The sequence below is a fragment of the Yoonia sp. genome (assembly GCF_046292185.1).
Lineage (GTDB): Bacteria > Pseudomonadota > Alphaproteobacteria > Rhodobacterales > Rhodobacteraceae > Yoonia.
Map to the genome: position 1 here is coordinate 1 of NZ_JBKBQY010000005.1, position 15,257 is coordinate 15,257.

Consider the following 15,257-nt stretch of genomic DNA (forward strand, 5'->3'; position numbering starts at 1 on the left):
AGGCCTTGCCCTGCCGCAACCCTTGGTGCGTGCCTTCAACTGGCCGGATATCTCTACCCGGGTGACGGTAGACGGCGTCGTGACCGTGGTCGATGGCCGCGCGGTGCAGGACGGCCAATTCGCCCACAACATTGCCGCCGTCGACGCTCAGCGCGCCGCCGACGACAACCTCGACCATGAAACACCCTTGTCCGAACTTTTCGAAGACCAGATCGCCTGTGCCGACATGATCGTGGTGAACAAGACCGACCTGCTGACAGCGCAAGAAGCCGACAGGCTTGCCGCCAAATTGCGCGCCGACAGCCGCGACGGGGTGCAGGTGGTCAAAACCATGATGGGCGCGCTACCCATCGATGTGTTACTGGGTCAGGGGATCGGCGCCGAGGCTGATCTGGAATCGCGCCACGAAGTCCACCACCATCACCACCATGATGATGATCACGAAGAAGATCACCATCACGACCACGGCCATGATGAATTTGAGTCCTTCATCGTCACCCGCGATGAAGTCACCGATGCCGCAGCCTTTGCAGCGCAGGTCAGCGCTACGATCAAGGCCAATAACATCCTGCGCCTGAAGGGCTTTGTCGCCGTCACTGGCAAACCGATGCGCATGACCCTGCAAGCGGTCGGCCCCCGCGTCGAAACCTATTTCGACCAGCCTTTCGGTGATAAACCCCGGCAGACCCGCTTGGTGGTGATCGGCCAGGCCGGCCTGGACCAATCCGCGATCACGGCAGCGCTGCAAGCATGATCATCGTCAGCCTCACCGATCCGCACGACGCACAGGCAACCGCTCTCTTGCGCCAGAGCCACGCACTCATGCAGGAGCTTTTCCCGCCAGAAGAAAACTTTTACCTCTCCATCGACGATCTGACGGCACAGGACATCCATTTCTACACGGCCCGGATCGGCGACCGAATCGTAGGCACCGGCGCACTGCGGGTCTGTGACGGATATGGTGAGATCAAATCTATGTTCGTGGACACCACCGCGCGCGGTCAGGGCGTGGCCGATGCGATCCTGCGCCAGATCGAAGATCAGGCGCGCGCCCTGTCCCTGCAGATGCTGAAACTTGAAACCGGCAACATCCTGCATGCCGCACAAAAGATGTATGCACGGCACGGTTTCACGCTCTGCGGTCCGTTCGGCGACTATCCGGCGGTCAAAAGCTCAGTCTTCATGGAAAAGACGCTGTGAGTTCAGCTTTTCTTTTCTTCAGCGGCTTTTTTCATCCGGGCCAGCAATTCGGCCTTGTCGGGGCGCGCGCCGAACGGTTTTTTCTTCGAACCCGGAGCGTTGTGTTCTTCGTGTTTGGGGCCTTTTTTAGCCATCTTCGGTGCTCCTGCAGCGTTGTAATCCATGGTGTGATCCTCGTGTTTGGCCGCCACATAGCACAAGGCAAAAGCTGATGCACCTGCTCGCCGCCACCCCCGGTGCGATTTCGGACGGCTCGGAACCCGTCGATCTGGGCCAGACACCCGCCGACGTGGTGATCATCTCCGCCGCCGACACGGAACTTGCCGCGCTGGCCGAAGCCCGCGCCGAAATGAAAGACCCGCCCACGCTGCGCTTGGCCAATATGATGCACCTTGCGCATCCGATGTCGGTCGATCTGCATCTGGACGATTGCGCCACGAAATCCGGTCTGGTGATCGCGCGCATCCTAGGTGGCGCTGGCTATTGGAAGTACGGCCTGTCCCAATATGCCGCGAGGCTGCACGAGGCGGGCGTGCCGGTGGCCTTCCTGCCCGGCGACGACAAACCCGACCCCGAGTTGCGCGGGTTATCCACCGTCAGCGGCACCGACTATGACGCGCTCTGGTCCTATCTGGTCGAAGGCGGCCCGCAAAACAGCGTCAACGCGCTGGCCTATGCCAAGGCAATGCTGGACGGCAGCGACAAACCCGCAGCCCCCGCCCCCCTGCTGCGTGCTGGCGTCTACTGGCCCGGTGCAGGACTGGCCGATCTGGCGACGGCGCAGGCCGCATGGACGCCGGACGCGCCCGTCATCCCGATCATCTTCTACCGCGCCTTGGTACAGGGTGGCGGTCTGAACCCGATCAACCGCCTGACCCGCAGCCTGTCGCGCGCGGGCCTGAACCCCCTGCCCATCTTCGTCGCCAGCCTGAAAGACCCGGTCAGCACCGCCACGCTGGACCATATCTTCAGCGCCGCCCCCCCCGCCGTGATCCTCAACTGTACCGCCTTCTCCGTAGGCTCCCCGCACGACGGCGACGACAGCCCGCAAAACCCGCTGCTTGCCAACAACGCCCCGATCTTTCAGGTGATCCTGTCGGGCAGTTCCGAGGCGTCATGGGCCGACGGTCTGCATGGCCTGACCGCGCGCGACATCGCGATGAACGTCGCCCTGCCAGAGGTTGACGGCCGCATCCTGTCCCGCGCGATCAGCTTCAAGGGCGAGGCTTTCTTTGACGATGCCACCGAATGTCCCATCGCAACCTATCAGGCGCGCGGCGACCGGGTCGATTTCGTCACGCAACTGACCGCTAATTGGGCACGGTTGCGGCAGACGTCTGCCAAGGACAAGAACGTTGCCCTGATCCTCGCCAATTACCCCAACAAGGACGGACGGCTCGCTAATGGCGTCGGCCTCGACACACCTGCTGCGACGGTGCACACGCTGAACCTTCTGACTGACGCAGGCTACAATGTGACCCCGCCCACCGACAGCGCCGCACTGATGGCACAGATGATGGCAGGCCCGACCAATTGGCTGACCGACCGGGCGGATAAACAAGGTGGTGAATTCCTGCCGCTCGCCACCTACCGGCAGCATTTCGACGCTTTGCCCTGGGACATCAAAGAACAGATCACCACGCGCTGGGGCGCCCCCGAGGATGACCCATTCCTCGCTTTGTCCGAAACACTCCCGCCGGAGACCCCAAGCCGCGCCAGCGGCGCAGGTTTCGCGCTCTCAATCCACCGCTTTGGCAATGCCATCGTCGGCCTGCAACCCGCACGGGGTTACAACATCGACCCGACCGACACTTACCATTCCCCCGATCTGGTCCCGCCGCATAACTACCTCGCCTTCTATTTCTGGCTGCGGCATTATTGGGGGGCTGATGCGATCATCCACATGGGCAAACACGGCAATCTGGAATGGCTGCCGGGCAAATCTGTCGCCCTTTCGGAAACCTGCTGGCCCGAGGCAGTCTTCGGCCCCACCCCCCATATCTACCCTTTCATCGTCAACGACCCCGGCGAAGGCACGCAAGCCAAACGGCGCACATCAGCGGTCATCATCGACCATCTGACGCCCCCCCTGACCCGCGCCGAAAGCTATGGCCCCCTACGCGATCTGGAAGCCTTGGTGGATGAGTATTACGAAGCCGCCGGCGTTGACCCGCGCCGCGTCACCCATCTGCGGCGCGAAATCCTGTCACTCTCCGACGTTACAGGCCTGTCCAAAGACGCAGGCTTCACCGGCGACAATGACAGTGATCTGGGCAAGCTTGACGCCTATCTGTGCGAGTTGAAAGAGGCGCAGATCAGGGACGGGCTGCATATCTTCGGCCAATCGCCCACCGGCCAACAGGAAATCGACCTCGCCATAGCGTTGGCCCGCGTGGCGCGTGGCGATGGCAGAGGGCGTAATGCCTCGCTCTTGCGCACTTTGGCAGCGGACCTTGGGATCAGCATTGATCCGCTCGATTGCGACATGGCCGCCCCCGCCACCGAGAAACCAGCCATCCTCGCGGATGACACCACATGGCGCACGAATGGCGACACAATCGAACGGCTGGAAAACCTGTCGCAATCCCTGTTGCGGGACTGCGGGAAGGGGGCCGTGGGGTTTACCCCACGCGCATCACTTGCCGTTCTGGACGAAATCCGCGACCGCATCCTGCCCACGATCCAAGCCTGCGGCCCTGCAGAAGGATCAGCCCTGCTCACCGCCCTTGCGGGGCGCTTCATCCCCCCGGGCCCATCAGGTGCGCCCACACGTGGGCGGCTTGATGTGCTGCCCACCGGGCGCAATTTTTACAGTGTCGACAGCCGCGCCGTGCCGACACCCACCGCTTGGGCCTTGGGCTGGAAATCCGCCAACCTGCTGATCGAAAAACATCTGCAGGACCACGGCGACTGGCCGCGGACCATGCTGATCACCGCCTGGGGCACCGCGAATATGCGCACCGGCGGCGATGATATCGCTCAGGCGCTTGCGCTCATGGGCGTCAAGCCGACATGGGACAGCGCCAACCGGCGCGTCACCGGGTTCGAGGTGCTACCACAATCCATCCTCGGCCGCCCGCGCGTCGACGTCACCCTGCGGATTTCCGGCTTCTTCCGCGACGCCTTCCCACAACTGATCGCGCTTGTCGACAGCGCCGCGCGCGCGGTGCAGGACCTCGACGAACCCGCCGACCTCAACCCCGCCGCCGCGCGCACAAAAGCAGGCGAAGACGCCACCCGCGTCTTCGGCTCCAAACCCGGCGCTTACGGCGCAGGCCTGCAAGCCCTGATCGACGAACGCATCTGGTCGGACAAATCCGATTTCGCCGCCGCCTATCTGGCATGGGGCAGCTACGCCTACGGTGCCAAGGCAAGCGGCGAACGGGCGGAAACAGCCTTCAAGACCCGCCTGTCACAGGTCGAAGCTATCGTGCAAAATCAGGACAACCGCGAACACGACATTCTGGACAGCGACGATTACTACCAATTCGAAGGTGGTGCCGCCGCCGCCGTCAGCACCCTGCAAGGGCGCGACCGGCCGATCTATCACAACGACCATTCCCGCCCCGAACGGCCCGTCATCCGCACGCTGGACGATGAAATCGGCCGCGTCGTGCGGTCCCGCGTGGTGAACCCCAAATGGATCGAGGGCGTGAAACGACACGGCTACAAAGGCGCGTTCGAAATCGCCGCGACGGTCGATTACCTGTTCGCCTTTGCCGCCACCACCGGAGCCGTGCGCAATCATCATTTCGATCTGGTGGAAGAGGCGTTTGTGAAAGACGACGACACCCGCAATTTCATCGCAAACGCCAACGCCCCCGCCTTGCGTGAAATAGCAGGGCGCCTGCAGGAAGCGATCGACCGCAACCTGTGGCAACCCGCCTCGAATTCAGCGCGCGCCCGGATTGCGGGTCTACTCGACGCGACCTAAGTTGAATTCAGACAACCCAAGAGTGCTATTCTTGTCACAACTCCGGCTGCGCACTGCACCTTAACACGCTTGCTGTTGTCGCAGTGCTCGCGCTCAGGTTTAGAAGAAAGGGTGGGGAATTAGTGAAAGTTTATTAAATGTCTTTTTTCAAAAATGCTGCGATCACTGCCGTCGCACTGGCGGTCATGGGCTGCGAACAGGCAGAAATCACGCAGCCACCTATCAACATAATCCCGAATGTGCAGGCCGATGCGGTCGGCCTTGATGTCTATGCGCGTCCGCGCAGCCGCGGCAATCCGGTGCCTGCGTTTCGCGGACAGAACACGGTGCAGATCCGGACTTGGGGCGACGCCGAAGGCAAGGCGCGGTCCGAACTGACCGGCGTTGCCTGCAACCTGGATTCCGGCGTGTACCGGGCGCAGTTTATCACACCCGCCAACGTCATCGTGCCAGATTACGGCCCAAGCTCGCCCGCGCTTTTTGTGCGTTGTACGACACCCGATCAGTCTGGGTCCGTCACCGCTTCAATCGTCAACATGACCGCGCAGCAGCGCAGCCAGTCAGCGGCCGGCACCGGACTTTTGGGGGCGATTATCATCGGCGCGGTGAACGAGGCCAACCGTGACAACCTGAACGACGATTTCGGCTATAATCCCATCATTGTGCAGATGCGCTAATCCACACAGTCGATCCTGACCCGCGCCACGGCCTGATCCCCCGTCCACGTCCCCGGGCGGGGCGTGCAGCCGGTGACAGCGCTTACCGCCTGTTCGGCGCGCGGGATGATCGCTGCCAGTGAAAAGACCGCCTCGCGGCTGGTGCGCACAACTTCGACCTGATCATCCTTGCGCCGGACGGCAAAGGTGCTTTGCGCAACCGTGACCGTTTCTGCAGGCACGCCAAAGAAATCCGGGGTCCCGCTGCTGCAGCCCGAAATACAAAAGCCCAGTATCGCGAGGTAGTGACGAAGGTGCATGGTGAACTCTCTTGTTACACCTCACCTTATAGATGGCTATGATTAACAAAACCTTTACAGCCGACCGGAGAACCCCATGACCGATGACCCCGACCGCCACGCGGTGAAAATGGCCAAGAAAAAAGCCGCCCGTGACAAGATCATGGCGACCAAGACCGACCAGAAGGGCCTGATCATCGTCCATACCGGCAAGGGCAAGGGCAAATCCTCTGCCGCTTTCGGGATGATCTTCCGCTGCATCGCACATGATATGAAATGCGCCGTAGTGCAATTCATAAAGGGCGGCATGTCCACCGGCGAACGTGATCTGATCCTTGCCAAATTCAGCGATACCTGCGCCTTTCACACCATGGGCGAAGGTTTCACTTGGGAAACGCAGGACAAATCCCGCGATACCGAAATGGCACAGGCCGCCTGGGCCAAGGCGAAGGAACTGATCCTGGATGAGACCAACACGATGGTCCTGCTGGATGAGATCAACATCGCGATCCGCTATGATTACGTCGCCATCGCCGATGTCGTGGCGTTCCTGCGCGATCACAAACCGCCCATGACCCATGTGGTGCTGACCGGGCGCAACGCGCATGACGACCTGATCGAACTGGCCGATCTGGTGACCGAAATGGAATTGGTCAAACACCCGTTCCGCTCTGGCATCAAGGCTCAGATCGGGGTCGAATTTTAGGGCGTCATCCCACCTTCACATAATTGTTACATGTCGCTTCTGGAGTTGAACTGAACCGATCCGTTCATCTAACTCAAGGCATGGTGGTCGCATTAGCACTTTCAGGCACAGATCTTGTCGCGACGGGCATCCAGCGCGCGGTCTATCTGCACCCGCTTGATCCGACCAAACTGATCAAGGTCTTGCAGCCTGCGACGCTGATGCCCAGACGCAACAATTTCAACGGTATCATCGACCGCCTGCTGCCGAGCACGCGTCTGCGCCAGATCCGCAAGGAATATGCCGAATATCTGCGGATCATGCTGCGCAATCCCGGCCCGGATTTCCACCCGCCCATCGCACATATGTTCGGCTTCACCCCCACAACCAAAGGGCTGGGCTGTGTCACCGAACGGGTGATGGAACCCGGCGGTCAGATCGGCGAAACGCTGGGTGCCGTGGTGCGCGCAGGCACATTGGCACAGGCGCATATCGACATGCTGAACGACACGATCCGCCGGATCTACGCCCATGATATCCGCGCCAGCGATATGAACCCCAACAACTTCGTCTTTGGCCGGCGCGACAACGGCACCGGGCCGGGCGATGACGAATGCGTCCTTGTCGATGGCTTCGGCGATATCCACGCAATTCCGGTGCGTTCCATGGCGCGCTGGTCCAACCGGCTCGGCCTCAATGACAGCTGCAAGCGGCTGGCGCGCAACACGGGCCTGATCTGGCACCCTGATCGTCAAGAGTTCTCGATCCCCCGCTAAGCTTGGTCTAGTGTGGCGTCAGGCCACACTAAAGGACCGACATCATGGCACACCACCGCGTCTTGACCGAATTCGGCATGGGCACCAGCCTGCGCCGGCAGGATTACACCCAGGCCGCAAGGCGGGCCTTGCAGGATGCGCTCTGGCACAATTCGATCAATATGGCCGAACTCTTCGGCTTTCCAAAAGAAGCCATGCAGATCGAGGTGGTGATCGGCGTGCAACACCCCGACCGGGTGGACGCCACCAGCCTGCTGGACATCTTTCCCTACGGCCAACCCATCATCCGCGTGGAACACGGCGGGCTTGATATCCCCCGTCCCGACGGCCCGCCGACCGTGATCGCCAACGTCGCGATCAGCGTCGGCTTTGACATGGTGCCGGCATGACCGACCGACGCGTGATCATCGAAATGGGCATGGGCAACGACCTGCACGGGATGGATTATCAAAAGGCCGCCGCCCGCGCGATCGAAGACGCGATCCGCCATTCCACCCTGCCGATCTTTGACAGTATCGGGCTGGACCACGCGGCGATGCGGGTGCAGGTCACTGTTGCCGTGCAGGCCCCCGACAAGATCGATTGCGCAGCCCTCGCCGCCGGTCTGCCGCGCGGACACGCGAGCGTGCGGGCTGTCAAAGGCGGGCTGAACGTGCCCAATCCCGAAACCGGCAACACCGCCGTCATCGCAACCGCCGCGGTCGAGGCTTTCCTGCCCGGCCAGGACGGCAAATGGCGGCTGACCTGAATGCAGATGTCGCCCCATCATCGCGACACCCTGCACGATCTGCTGCAATGGCGTCGCGACGTCCGGCACTTTCTACCCGACCCGGTCGATCCCACCGCCATGGTCAGATTGCGCCGCGCCATGGACCTTGCCCCTTCGGTCGGCAATTCCCGCCCATGGCGCGTGATCGAGGTGGCTTCCCCCGCCGTGCGCAGCGCCATCATCGCCAATTTCGAAACCGCCAATACCGTCGCCGCCGCGATCTATGATGCGGACCGGCAACAGGATTACCTCGCCCTCAAACTCGCAGGCTTGCGCGACGCGCCAGTGCATCTGGCCGTCTTTACCGCCGCTGATCCGGATGAAGGCCACGGGCTGGGCCGCCAATCCATGCCCGAAATGCTGACTTATTCCACCGTCTGCGCGATCCACACTCTTTGGCTGGCCGCACGGGCCGAAAATCTCGGGCTAGGCTGGGTATCGATCCTTGATCCGCTTGCTGTGGCGCGCGCGCTGGATGTGCCGGACCACTGGCATCTGACCGGCTATCTTTGCCTGGGCAAAGCCGCGCAGGACGACGACACCCCGCTGCTGCACCGCACGGATTGGCAGCAAAACACCGGATCGCACTGGGTAAAACGCTAAAGGCCGCCCGGCAGCCTTCAGCTTCTTTTTTCCAAAAATACTCCTGCCGGAGGCATTTGTCGCGTCAGCGCGACAAAGCCGCGTCCCGCACCGCACTCAACGTCGCGCCAGTGGACAAAGCCTCTTCATCCACCTTGCAGGCAATGATCGCGAGCTTGCCTGAATCCTGCGCGCGCCCGAATGCGGCGGCAAAATCCGCAGTCGAGGTGACGACCTCGCCATAACCGCCATAGGCGCGGGCAAGAACCGCGAAATCCGGGTTCACCAGAGCCGTCCCCGACACTCGCCCCGGATAGGTCTTCTCCTGATGCATCCGGATCGTGCCATAGCGGCCATTGTCCATCACCACGACAATCGGTGTGGCCCCATGCTGAATAGCAGTGGACAATTCATTACAGGTCATCTGGAAACAGCCATCACCGGCAAGGCAGACCACCCTACGGTCCGGATATTCCAGCGATGCGGCAATCGCCGCCGGAAACCCGTAACCCATTGACCCCGATGTCGGTGCCAATTGCGTGCCATGCTGCTTGTACACGAAATACCGGTGCAACCAGGCAGCATAATTCCCCGCGCCATTGGTCAGGATCGCGTCATCCGGCAGATTGTCCGACAACCATCTGATCACCTCTTCCTGCTTCAGCGCGCCGGGACTTTCCTGAGGTGCTATCCATGCATCATGATCCGCCCGTGTGGCAGCGGTCCACGCGGCCCATTCGCCCACAGGCTCCGCCGCAGCCAGCGCGCGCAGGGCCGCAGGGGCCGTGGCCACCACACCGATATCGGGGGCATAGACGCGGCCAATCTCGTCGCCAGAGGCATGGATATGGATGATGGTCTTCTGCGGATCGCCCGGATCGACCAGCGTATAGCCCTGTGTCTCGATATCGCCAAACCTTGTGCCGATCAGCAACAGCAGATCCGCCTCGCGGACCCGACTGGCCAGACGCGGATTGACCCCGACATTCAGGTCGCCCCCGTAACAGGGATGGCGGTTATCGACATAATCCTGCCTGCGCAGACCCGCCACGACAGGTATCTGCTGCCTTTCGACAAAGCTCTGCACATCCGCCTGCGCCTGCGCATTCCAATGCGGCCCACCGACAACGACCAAGGGGCGCTTGGCCTGCCCCAGCGCCTGCAGGATCGCCTGCGTCGCATGACCCGGCAATTCACCCGGCACCATATTGGGGATGCGCACGTCAGGCACATCCGCCGCCGCACTCAGCATGTTTTCGGGCAGGGCCAGCACCACAGGTCCGGGTCTGCCCGACATCGCCACACGAAAAGCGCGGCCAATATATTCAGGCAGGCGGTCGGTATCATCCACCTGCGCCACCCATTTGGCGATACCGCCGAACATCGCGCGGTAATCCACCTCCTGAAACGTTTCGCGATCCGTGTGGCGGTTGTCGATCTGACCGACGAACAGCACCATCGGCGTGCTGTCCTGCATCGCGACATGGATGCCCGCGCTGGCATTGGTGGCCCCCGGTCCGCGCGTGACGAAACACACGCCGGGCTGGCCGGTCATCTTGCCATAGGCCTCGGCCATCATCGCGGCGCCGCCTTCCTGACGGCAGACAATATTGGCGATCCCGCTGTCATAAAGCCCGTCCAGTGCCGCAAGAAAGCTCTCGCCCGGCACCGAAAACACCCGGCGCACGCCCAGTTTCAACAATTGATCGCTCAGTATCTTGCCGCCGTGTCGTTGCATCTGGATCACCTCTCCTCAGTCGCCCGGATCATGTGCCAAAGGCCCGGGTTGTTCAATCCGGCAAACGATTTAAGTATCAGTGCGAACAGTGAAAGGTATCCTGATGACAACCCTGCTCGGCATTTCCGGCTCTTTGCGCAAAGCCTCTACCAACACGATGCTGCTGCGCAACGCCGCGCGCATTTTCAACCCCGACACCTTTATCGAAGGCAACATCCGCTTTCCGCTTTACGACGGTGATCTGGAAGACGCGTCAGGCATCCCCGACGCGGTTCAGACCCTGTCTGACCAGATCAAAGCCGCCGATGCGGTGATCATCGCGGGCCCCGAATACAATAAGGCCATGTCGGGTTCGCTGAAAAACGCGCTCGACTGGATCAGCCGGACCGAAGGCAACCCATGGAAAAACAAGCCGCTCGCGATCATGTCGGCGACTGCCGGACGTGCGGGCGGCGAAAGGACGCAGTTTTCGCTGCGGCTGGGGATGATGACCTTCCGCCCGCGTATCCTGCAGGGGCCAGAGGTGCTGGTCGCAGGGTCCGCCAAGGAATTTGACGACAAGGGCATCCTGACAGGCGAAACCTATGTCAAACTGCTGACGGAACTGATGGATGAACTGCGCGCATTGGTCTAAAGTGCCGCAAAATGCGAAAGGATTTTCCATGCCCAGAGGCGCAGGCGGCAGTGACGGCGGCACAAATCAGTTTCTGATCGGGCTGATCATGATGATCGGCGGCGGCTATCTGCTGCTTAACGGAATCGTGGTGCGCCCCAATTTTGGCGGCAGGGTCTTTGGCATGGGCGGTATGCCGGTGACGTCCGGCATGATCCTGATCCCGCTGATGTTCGGGATTGGGCTGATTTTCTATAATGCTAAAAACTGGCTGGGCTGGATCATAGCCGGGGCTTCGCTGATCGCATTGGTCTTTGGCGTCATCGCCAATACGACCGTGCAATTCGCGCGGCTGAGCATTTTTGACCTGTTGGTCATCATGGTCCTGCTGGTGGGCGGTCTCGGCCTGTTTTTGCGATCCTTGCGCAAATCCAGCTGACCGCCCCGGTTCAATAGCCCAAGGCACAGCCATCTTTGCGCGGGTCACTGCCACCTTCCAACACGCCATCATCATGGATCAGGATCGCCTGCGCGCCACCAATCGCGGTGTCGGGCCGCTGCACCTTGTGGCCCAGATCCACCAATGCCGCCTTGACCGCATCGCCATAGCCATCCTCGACATTCAGCACATCGCCGTCGGCAAAACAGCGTGGAGCGTCAATGGCAGCCTGCGGTGACAGGCCGAAATCGGTCATATTGCTGACAAAGCGCGCATGACCCGTCGATTGATACTGCCCGCCCATCACGCCAAACGGCATCATGACCTTGCCGTCCTTTTTCAGCATCGCAGGGATGATCGTATGCATCGGGCGCTTGCCGGGGCCCACCTCGTTCGGGTGGCCTTGTTCCAGCGTGAAACCAGCGCCACGGTTCTGGAACATGATGCCGAATTTGTCGGACGCGATACCCGACCCGAAGGCATGAAACAGCGAATAAATCAGCGATACCGCCATCCGGTCCTTGTCCACCACGGTGATATAGACCGTGTCCTTGTGCACTGCCTCTGCGCCCGGCAACCCGGCGGGCATCGCGCGCGCAGGGTGGATCAATGCCGCAAGATTCGCCGCCGTGTCGGGTGAAAGCATATAATCCAGCCGCGCCATATGATCGGGATCAGCCATGAACCGGTTGCGGGTGTCATAGGCCAGCTTTGTCGCCTCCGCCTCGATATGCGCGCGCTGGGCACCCCAGGGGTCCATCGCAGCGATATCGAAATGCTTGAGGATATTGAGCAGCAAGATCGCCGTCGCCCCCTGCCCGTTCGGCGGATGCTCGAACAACTCCAGCCCGCCATAACCGCCCGACACCGGTTCGGTGTAATCGCAGGCGGTCGCCGCGAAATCCTCTAACGTATGCGTACCACCACGGGCGCGCAGCGCGGTGACCATATCCTCGGCCACCTCGCCTTCGTAGAAACCCGCGCGGCCTTGCATCGCGATGCGGCGCAAGACCTCTGCCTGGCCGGGTGCGCTGAACATCTGGCCCGGTCGCGGTGCCTGCCCGCCCATCAGGAACAGATCGCGGGCCACGCCCGACAGATGATCCGCCTGCGCCCAGTCGCTTGCGGCACGTTCGGCCACCGGCACCCCGGTTTCGGCATAATGGATCGCGGGGGCCAGCACCGCCTTCAGCCCCAGCGTGCCCCAATCGCGGGACAGACGACAGAACGCATCGACCGCCCCCGGCACGCTGACCGCATCGGCGCTATAGGGCGCAATCACCCCACCCTTGGCGCGCAAGGCATCCGCATCGATCCCCGCAGGCGCGCGACCGGACCCGTTCAGCGCCAGCACTCGGTCTTCGCCGGGCGGGTTGAACAGCACGAAACAATCACCGCCGATGCCGGTCATATGCGGCTCGCAAATCCCCAGCAGGACGGCCCCCGCAAGCGCGGCATCCATGGCATTGCCGCCCGCTTCCAGCATCTGCACCGCGACCTTGGCCGCCAGCGGATGCGATGTCGCGCACATGCCATTGGCCACATGAACCGCCGACCGCCCCGGTCTGTGAAAATCGCGCATCTGTCTTTCCCCCAACGTCGATACCCGCACGACCCTAGGGCAATCACGCCCGGCTGCAACGGCAATCTGGGGCGCTTGCGCGCGGCACATGCTCGGATATACCCGCCCTGAAGGCATGGGGCAGGCCCCCTGCAACAGCGAAAGGACGCAACATGCGCGTTGACTACATGACATTGCAGAAAACCATCGCCGCGCTGACCGAAGGCGAAACCGATACCATCTCCCTGATGGCCACGATCAGTTGCGAAGTGCACCACAGCGACGATCGTTTCGACTGGACCGGGTTCTACCGCGTCACCGCGCCGGACCTGCTCAAGATCGGGCCGTATCAAGGCGGCCACGGCTGCCTTGTCATCCCGTTTGCACGCGGCGTCTGTGGTGCCGCTGCACGTACCGGGCAGGTGCAGCTGGTGCCCGATGTCGATGCCTTTCCCGGTCATATCGCCTGCGCCAGCAGCACGCGGTCGGAACTGGTGCTGCCGGTCTTTGACGGGTCCGGTACGCTGATCGGTGTATTTGACATCGACAGCAACCAGCCGGATGCCTTTACTCGGCAAGACGCCGATGCACTGGCTGGCATCCTGCAAGACGTTTTTGCGCGCTGAGGATCACACCATGACACTGGACGCTGCAATGCAGGACCTGATCGCCAATTTCCCGCTGGGATTTGTCGCCAGCGTCACAGCCGACGGCGCGCCTGCGGTATCGCCCAAAGGCACGTTTCTGGTGCTCGACAGCACGACCATCGCCTTTGCAGATATCCGGTCCCCCGGGACAAGGCGCAACCTTGCTGCCAATCCCAGAGTCGAGGTGAATTTCATCGACCCTTTCGCGCGCAAGGCCGTGCGCCTATCAGGCCAAGCAAACATTCATCGCGAAGAAGGTGACTGGTTCGCCAAAATGCACCCGCGGTGGATCGAAGTCTTCGGTGGTCTGGCGAACAGGGCCAGCGCCCTGATCGAAATCAGGATCAAAACCGCATCGATGATCTGGACGCCACCCTATGACGATGGCACGACAGAGGATACAATGATCGCATATTACAAAACCCGCTTTGCAAAGGTCTATCCATGACACAGATCATCCTTCTTGACGGGGGCATGGGCCAGGAACTCGTCCGGCGCTCCGGCCAGCCCCCCACCCCGCTCTGGTCGACGCAGGTCATGGTCGACCACCCCGGCATGGTCGCCGCCGTCCATGCCGATTACCGCGCGGCGGGGGCGACGGTCCATTCCGCCAATACCTATGCTCTGCACCGTGACCGGCTGGCAGGCACCGCGCTAGACGGGCAATTGGAAACGCTGATCACCGCCGCCGTGCAAGAAGCACAGGGCACTGGCCGCGTCGCCGGCACAATCGGACCTCTGGTGGCCAGCTACCGCCCAGACGTGCATCCCGCCCACGGCATCGCCGTCCCGCTTTATGCGGAAGTGGCCGGTCTCCTTGCCCCGCAAGTCGATCTGATCATCTGCGAAACGGTCGCCTCTCTCGCCCATGCGCGCGCGGTGCTGGAGGGGGCCTTGCCCACGGGCAAGCCCGTCTGGCTGTCCGTCACGCTGGATGACGAAGACGGCAGCCGCCTGCGATCCGGCGAAGCTGTCGGCGATGTGCTGGCACTGGCGAAAGATGCCGGCGCCTTGCTTGCCAATTGTTCCGCGCCAGAGGCGATGGCAGCAGCGATGGACATATTCGCGCAAGGCGATCTGCCGTTCGGGGCCTATGCCAATGGCTTCACCCAGATCACCAAGGATTTTCTGCAGGACAAACCGACAGTCGATGCGCTGCACTCCCGTCGCGATCTGGGGCCGGACGCCTATGCTGGCTTTGCGATGGGCTGGATCGCGCAAGGTGCCACCATCGTCGGCGGCTGCTGCGAGGTCGGGCCCGTCCATATCGCACGCCTTGCCCAAGCCATCCGCGACGCCGGGCACGAAGTGATATGATCCCGGGGTGAAGGGAACGCCTGCGTGAACACGCCACGCGA

18 protein-coding genes are annotated in these 15,257 nt (G+C 61.9%); 14 read left to right on the forward strand and 4 right to left on the reverse strand.

The genetic code is table 11. The features are described from left to right. Together ACK4TM_RS01790 and ACK4TM_RS01795 are read left to right on the forward strand one after the other, a co-directional pair. Positions 1-754, forward strand: a 754-nt coding sequence (locus tag ACK4TM_RS01790; protein ID WP_409695811.1) for a GTP-binding protein, incomplete at its 5' end; no start/stop codon positions are given. Continuing rightward, positions 751-1,200, forward strand: a complete 450-nt coding sequence (locus tag ACK4TM_RS01795) for a GNAT family N-acetyltransferase (protein ID WP_409695814.1) — start codon at positions 751-753, stop codon at positions 1,198-1,200. The genes ACK4TM_RS01790 and ACK4TM_RS01795, both read left to right, overlap by 4 nt. Positions 1,201-1,202: 2 nt before the next feature. On the opposite strand, the gene ACK4TM_RS01800 is transcribed toward ACK4TM_RS01795, so the two are convergent. After that, positions 1,203-1,364, reverse strand: coding sequence for a hypothetical protein (locus tag ACK4TM_RS01800; protein ID WP_322894661.1), 162 nt, complete (start codon positions 1,362-1,364; stop codon positions 1,203-1,205). A gap of 47 nt (positions 1,365-1,411) precedes the next feature. Between ACK4TM_RS01800 and cobN the strand changes: the two genes are divergently transcribed. Together cobN and ACK4TM_RS01810 are read left to right on the forward strand one after the other, a co-directional pair. Continuing rightward, positions 1,412-5,134: a cobaltochelatase subunit CobN gene (gene cobN / locus ACK4TM_RS01805; RefSeq protein ID WP_409695817.1), complete on the forward strand. Its 3,723-nt coding sequence runs from the start codon at positions 1,412-1,414 to the stop codon at positions 5,132-5,134. 137 nt (positions 5,135-5,271) lie between these two features. After that, positions 5,272-5,811, forward strand: coding sequence for a hypothetical protein (locus ACK4TM_RS01810; RefSeq protein WP_409695820.1), 540 nt, complete (start codon positions 5,272-5,274; stop codon positions 5,809-5,811). On the opposite strand, the gene ACK4TM_RS01815 is transcribed toward ACK4TM_RS01810, so the two are convergent. Beyond that, positions 5,808-6,110 carry a hypothetical protein gene (locus ACK4TM_RS01815; RefSeq protein ID WP_409695823.1) on the reverse strand — a complete coding sequence of 101 codons (303 nt, stop codon included), beginning with the start codon at positions 6,108-6,110 and terminating at the stop codon, positions 5,808-5,810. The two genes, ACK4TM_RS01810 and ACK4TM_RS01815, sit on opposite strands and share 4 nt — an antisense overlap. A gap of 76 nt (positions 6,111-6,186) precedes the next feature. Between ACK4TM_RS01815 and cobO the strand changes: the two genes are divergently transcribed. The 5 genes from cobO (at position 6,187) to bluB (ending at position 8,922) form a co-directional block, all read left to right on the forward strand. Further along, positions 6,187-6,795: a cob(I)yrinic acid a,c-diamide adenosyltransferase gene (gene cobO, locus ACK4TM_RS01820; RefSeq protein WP_409695826.1), complete on the forward strand. Its 609-nt coding sequence runs from the start codon at positions 6,187-6,189 to the stop codon at positions 6,793-6,795. Positions 6,796-6,875: 80 nt separating this feature from the next. Then, positions 6,876-7,550: a YrbL family protein gene (locus tag ACK4TM_RS01825; RefSeq protein ID WP_409695829.1), complete on the forward strand. Its 675-nt coding sequence runs from the start codon at positions 6,876-6,878 to the stop codon at positions 7,548-7,550. 44 nt (positions 7,551-7,594) lie between these two features. After that, a complete protein-coding gene (locus ACK4TM_RS01830) occupies positions 7,595-7,939 on the forward strand; it encodes a Lin0512 family protein (protein WP_409695832.1) in 345 nt (114 codons plus the stop codon). Next, positions 7,936-8,298, forward strand: a complete 363-nt coding sequence (locus ACK4TM_RS01835; protein WP_409695835.1) for a Lin0512 family protein — start codon at positions 7,936-7,938, stop codon at positions 8,296-8,298. The genes ACK4TM_RS01830 and ACK4TM_RS01835 overlap by 4 nt, the downstream gene beginning before the upstream one ends. Continuing rightward, entirely contained in the window at positions 8,299-8,922 is a 624-nt protein-coding gene (gene bluB / locus ACK4TM_RS01840) for a 5,6-dimethylbenzimidazole synthase (protein WP_409695838.1), read from the forward strand. 64 nt (positions 8,923-8,986) lie between these two features. Here the strand turns inward: bluB and ACK4TM_RS01845 are convergent, their stop codons facing one another. Beyond that, a complete protein-coding gene (locus ACK4TM_RS01845; RefSeq protein ID WP_409695841.1) occupies positions 8,987-10,639 on the reverse strand; it encodes a thiamine pyrophosphate-binding protein in 1,653 nt (550 codons plus the stop codon). Between the two features lie 103 nt (positions 10,640-10,742). On the opposite strand from ACK4TM_RS01845, the gene ACK4TM_RS01850 reads away from it, so the two are divergent. Continuing rightward, positions 10,743-11,273, forward strand: a complete 531-nt coding sequence (locus ACK4TM_RS01850) for an NADPH-dependent FMN reductase (protein WP_409695844.1) — start codon at positions 10,743-10,745, stop codon at positions 11,271-11,273. Positions 11,274-11,301: 28 nt separating this feature from the next. Further along, positions 11,302-11,691 (forward strand): hypothetical protein, encoded by a 390-nt coding sequence (locus ACK4TM_RS01855; protein ID WP_409695847.1) that lies wholly within the window; start codon positions 11,302-11,304, stop codon positions 11,689-11,691. Between the two features lie 10 nt (positions 11,692-11,701). Here the strand turns inward: ACK4TM_RS01855 and ACK4TM_RS01860 are convergent, their stop codons facing one another. Next, positions 11,702-13,273 carry a gamma-glutamyltransferase family protein gene (locus ACK4TM_RS01860; RefSeq protein WP_409695850.1) on the reverse strand — a complete coding sequence of 524 codons (1,572 nt, stop codon included), beginning with the start codon at positions 13,271-13,273 and terminating at the stop codon, positions 11,702-11,704. Between the two features lie 152 nt (positions 13,274-13,425). Between ACK4TM_RS01860 and ACK4TM_RS01865 the strand changes: the two genes are divergently transcribed. The 3 genes from ACK4TM_RS01865 to ACK4TM_RS01875 are packed head-to-tail and all read left to right on the forward strand — an operon-like array spanning position 13,426 to position 15,216. Beyond that, on the forward strand, positions 13,426-13,878 hold the full coding sequence (locus ACK4TM_RS01865) for a GAF domain-containing protein (protein WP_409695853.1): 453 nt from the start codon (positions 13,426-13,428) through the stop codon (positions 13,876-13,878). A gap of 10 nt (positions 13,879-13,888) precedes the next feature. Beyond that, entirely contained in the window at positions 13,889-14,347 is a 459-nt protein-coding gene (locus ACK4TM_RS01870; RefSeq protein WP_409695856.1) for a pyridoxamine 5'-phosphate oxidase family protein, read from the forward strand. Then, the gene (locus tag ACK4TM_RS01875; RefSeq protein WP_409695859.1) at positions 14,344-15,216 is read left to right on the forward strand and encodes a homocysteine S-methyltransferase family protein; all 873 of its coding nucleotides are present in this window, start codon (positions 14,344-14,346) and stop codon (positions 15,214-15,216) included. Before ACK4TM_RS01870 ends, ACK4TM_RS01875 begins: the two co-directional genes overlap by 4 nt. Positions 15,217-15,257: the final 41 nt, after the last annotated feature.